This window comes from Paenibacillus sp. P4_A9, assembly GCF_056402415.1.
Genome location: NZ_JBFUHL010000142.1, coordinates 1 through 4,781 on the forward strand (window position 1 = coordinate 1; position 4,781 = coordinate 4,781).

General features: G+C 42.8%; 5 protein-coding genes. All 5 read right to left on the bottom strand.

Annotation, left to right across the window (positions count from 1 at the left end; translation table 11 throughout):
* On the bottom strand, positions 1-583 hold a 583-nt coding region (locus tag AC1DVJ_RS29980), incomplete at its 3' end, for a cysteine desulfurase family protein (protein WP_477596401.1).
* Positions 580-1,647: a tRNA 2-selenouridine(34) synthase MnmH gene (gene mnmH, locus AC1DVJ_RS29985; protein WP_477596403.1), complete on the bottom strand. Its 1,068-nt coding sequence runs from the start codon at positions 1,645-1,647 to the stop codon at positions 580-582. The genes mnmH and AC1DVJ_RS29980, both read right to left, overlap by 4 nt.
* A gap of 19 nt (positions 1,648-1,666) precedes the next feature.
* Positions 1,667-2,716: a selenide, water dikinase SelD gene (gene selD, locus AC1DVJ_RS29990; RefSeq protein ID WP_477596405.1), complete on the bottom strand. Its 1,050-nt coding sequence runs from the start codon at positions 2,714-2,716 to the stop codon at positions 1,667-1,669.
* Positions 2,717-2,883: 167 nt separating this feature from the next.
* Positions 2,884-3,099, bottom strand: coding sequence for a small acid-soluble spore protein Tlp (gene tlp, locus AC1DVJ_RS29995; protein WP_477596407.1), 216 nt, complete (start codon positions 3,097-3,099; stop codon positions 2,884-2,886).
* Positions 3,100-3,177: 78 nt separating this feature from the next.
* On the bottom strand, positions 3,178-4,781 hold a 1,604-nt coding region (locus AC1DVJ_RS30000), incomplete at its 5' end, for a ribonuclease J (RefSeq protein ID WP_477596409.1).

Consider the following 4,781-nt stretch of genomic DNA (forward strand, 5'->3'; position numbering starts at 1 on the left):
GTGCGGCATCGGTGTGGAAGATGACCCCTCGACTCTTCGTGATTTCAGCAATTTCCTTGATCGGTTGAACGGTTCCGGTCTCATTGTTTGCATGCATGATCGTCACAAGAATCGTATCTTCAGTGATAGCTGCTATCAACTCATTGGGGTTTACTAGCCCATAAACATCCACATCTAAATATGTAACCTTTGCTCCGATCGATTCAAGAAACCCACATGGATTCATGACAGAAGGATGCTCGATTTTCGTCGTAATGATGTGATTGCCTCGATGTTTATTAGCAAAATAAATTCCCTTGATGGCATGATTATTCGACTCACTACCACCGCTGGTAAAGACAATTTCACTTGATTTACAACCGATCAATGTTGCGATGCGCTGTCTTGCAAGTTGAATAGCTTCATCAATCTTAGCGGAAGCCCAATGAGAAGACGATGGGTTACCGAAGTGTCCATATAAAAATGGCAGCATCTCATCTAAAACTTCGGGATCAATCGGTGTACTCGCATTATAGTCGAGATAAATACGCTTTTGTTCATTCTCTTTTCTCGCTGTTGTCTCCATGCCTACACTCAACCTCATAACAACGTAGGATACAAACACTTAAAATCTTCTGTTTCTACATACGCTTTAACAGCTTCAACAGCTTCATCAAGCGTCATTACATCCATCGCACGAACTTCTCGAATCTCTTGTTCATACTTGCTCATCCCATGTTCATACCGTGGATCATAATAATGCTCTAATAGAAGACATACAGCTTTTTCAAATTGATCTTCCTGTAAAGCGATTTCAATTTCTTTCGCGATAGGGGTGTGGATTCGGTCCTTAATGTGACTATACGCTTTAATCAACTGTTCTTTATTTTCCCAAGGACGATAATCCTCAATGATATGACGAGCGCGTTCACGAATAGGCATGTTGATATGTAAGTGAGTTGCGGTTTCCTTTTTACTAAAAATGAACTCAGGGATCACTGTTTTTCCGATACGTTTGCTTTCTCCCTCAATCAATATATAAGGAGAATCCTTCAATTTAAGTAGGTTCGTAACGAGATGTGCCTCGAAAGTCTTCTGATTGTTTGATTGGAGCCCAACATGTCCAAAGATCGATCCTCGATGTCCTGCCATCGCTTCTAAATCCAAAACAGGATAGCCCTCCGCCTGTAAACGCCTTAGAATCGCTGTTTTGCCAGCTCCCGTATTCCCAGATATCACACATACACGAGGTTTGAAATCCATCTTCTCTAGGGTATCGACCACCCATCTACGATAAGAACGGAATCCACCTGCTAAACGATACGTTCGTATGCCCATTAAAGAAAGTACAGTAGCTGACGAATGACTACGCATGCCGCCGCGCCAACAGAAAACAGCCTTTTGCGCCTTGATCCCTTCAAATGTTTTGACGAATGCTGGCAGCTTGGCAGAAATGATCTCAAGTCCGCGATCCTTCGCCGCTTGTACACTTACTTGCTTATAAATGGTGCCAATTTCTGCCCGTTCGTTATCATCAAAAAATGGGATATTGATACTGCCGGGAATCGTGGCATCCTGAAATTCAGATGGGGAACGAACATCGATCATAACTAATTCTTTCTTATCTTTGAGCGCTAATAACTCGTCTATGCTGATGTCTTGAAACAATGGTATCGCTCCTTATAGCTTAAATGACGACAATACGACCTGGATGTTCTTCTGTTGTTTCACCAATTATACTAGCTTCCACACCCGCAAGTTTCATTTGACTGAGTAAGTCCTCTGCCTGGTCACCAGACACAGCGATTAACAATCCGCCTGAGGTGACAGCATCGCATAGTATCCATTGACCGATTTGATCCAACGTGTCGGGGTACGAAACCGAATCTTGTACATGGGCGAAGTTATTCTTTGTGCCACCTGGAACGAATCCTTCTTCAGCCAATTCCCTTACTCTTGGTAATAGTGGCACATCGTTTGAAGAAATTCGAATGCCAACTTGACTTCCTTTTGCCATCTCCAGCGTGTGTCCGATCAAACCAAATCCAGTCACATCGGTGCAAGCATGTACATCGTATGGTTCCATCGTTTCTGCCGCAGTTTTGTTTAAGGTAGCCATAACCTGTGTGACCCGCGCAACTTCTTCTTCATTTAATCGATCCTTCTTAATTGAAGTCGTCAAAATGCCTACACCAATTGGCTTCGTCAATATCAATTTATCACCTGGTACCGCTCCTGCATTGGTTCGTATCTTCTGAGGATGTACTAACCCCGTAACAGCAAGACCGAATTTAGGCTCGTTATCATCAATCGAGTGTCCGCCAACAAGAGTGATACCAGCCTCCTTCATTTTATCGCCAGCACCACGTAATATATCAGCCAGCACATCCTTGCCCAACGTACGAATCGGAAAAGCAACGATATTTAATGCCGTTAACGGTCTGCCACCCATGGCATAAATGTCACTTATCGCATTTGCAGCGGCTACTTGTCCGAACGAATACGGGTCATCTACAATCGGAGTAAAAAAGTCTACCGTCTGTACGAGCGCAAGCTCTTCGCTTAGTTTATAAACACCAGCATCATCACTTGTGTCAATGCCTACAAGAAGGTTCGGATTGGGTAGTGCCGGCGGCAATTTCTTAATCACTTCAGATAGATCAGCTGGACCAATTTTGCAGCCACAGCCACCCTTGGTTGAATAGGAGGTTAGTTTAATTTTATCTGTTGTCGACATGTGCGTCTTCCTTCCTTTGTTCAGCTGAAAATAGGTATATTACAATTACTTCTATCAGTCTAATAATAACCTATTCAACTTCCTAAAATCTAATTTTCGGCGAATAAAAAAGACTGCCGAATGAACGGCAGCCTTTTTCTGTTTCATTTGCTTGTGTTCCAAGTTTCTCAGTTGTTCGATTCGTCTTTAATCTCTTCAACGAAGCCGCTGATGGCTACTTGACGACGGGCATTCTTAGATTCAAGATCTTGCTTTTCATCCGCAGATATTTCATCTGCAAATTCTTCCAGATACTCCTCAGATTCGTGCAAATTGGCTATCGTGTGGTCGATGGCATTCTGGATACGAGCTGGATTATCTTCGCGATTGTCTGGCTTTGCCATAATATAGTTCCCCTCCTTGATACTAGAATGAAAGCCTGTAATAAGATGTCTCATCCCACATTCAATTATTCACCTATCTTACACTTGTATAATGATTGGCAAAATCATTGGCCTTCTCTTCGTCTGCGAATATAAATATTTCCCTACCGCTTCTTTCAGGGCTTGTTTATAGAGCCCCCACTGGTTCGTCTTCAACTCTTGTAATTGTGTGAGCGTAGTTACAACAATTCGATGTACATCTTCTATTAGCGCTTCTGATTCTTTGACATAAACGAATCCACGCGAAATGATATCGGGACCCGTAACGATTTTACCATCCGATTTGCTAAGCGATATGACAACAATCAACATACCGTCTTCCGATAAGACTTTTCTGTCCCTTAAGACAATTTGACCGACATCTCCGATACCGAGTCCATCAACGAGGGTATTGCCATTCGGAACATGACGGTCCTGACAAGCTTCTGAGTTGATGAAATCTACGACTTCTCCGTTATTGATAATAAAAATGTTGTCAGACTCGACACCAACGGCTTCAGCTAATAATCGATGCTGATAAAGCATGCGATATTCACCGTGAATTGGGATGAAATATTTGGGCTTCATGAATGTCAGCATGAGCTTTAATTCTTCTTGACTAGCATGTCCGGATACATGCATCCCTGTTACGGATCCGGAACCGTAGATGACTTTAACACCTTTGGCAAACAGGTTGTCTACGATACGAGCGACATTCCGCTCATTGCCAGGAATCGGCGTGGCCGCTAGAATGACGGTATCACCACGGGAAACCTCAACTTGACGATGTGTTCCGCTGGCTAATCGAGCAAGTGCTGCCATCGGTTCGCCTTGACTTCCTGTGCACAGAATGACTAGCTCATGTGGTTTAAATCGATTTACTTCTTGAGACTCAATTAACATGTCAGGCGACATTGTTAAATAACCAAGCCTGAGAGCTATATCAACGACATTGACCATGCTTCTTCCTAGAAGTGCGATTTTACGGTTCGTCTTATCCGCTGCATCAATGACTTGCTGTAACCGATTGACGTTAGAGGCAAAAGTCGATAAAAATATTTTTCCTGTCGCCTTCATGAATGCTTCTTCAATATGGTCACCAACTAACCGTTCAGAAGGTGTGAATCCTGGACGCTCAGCATTCGTACTCTCCGAAAGCAGGGCAAGTACGCCATTTTGACCAATAGCTGCCATCTTATGTATATCTGCATATTGTTCGTTTACGGGTGTTAAATCGAATTTAAAATCCCCTGTATGCACAACCGTGCCTTGCGGGGTATCAAAGACAATACCAAGGCAATCCGGAATACTGTGGTTAGTTCGAAAGAAGCTAATGGGTATGTCCCCTAAAACAAGCTTGGTATTCGCATCAATCTCATGTAAAATCGTAGTTTTAAGTAGTCCATGTTCCTTCAGTTTGATTTGAATAAGGCCAAGTGTTAGCCGCGTAGCATAAATGGGCATGTTTAACTGTTTGATAATATAAGGGATACCGCCGATATGATCCTCGTGTCCATGCGTAATGACGATACCTCGGATCTTATCTTTATTTTCTAACAAGTAAGAGATATCCGGAATAATTAAGTCTATACCTAGCAGGCTTTCGTCAGGGAACTTGGAGCCGCAATCAATAATGATGATATGATCGTTGTATTGAAGGACAT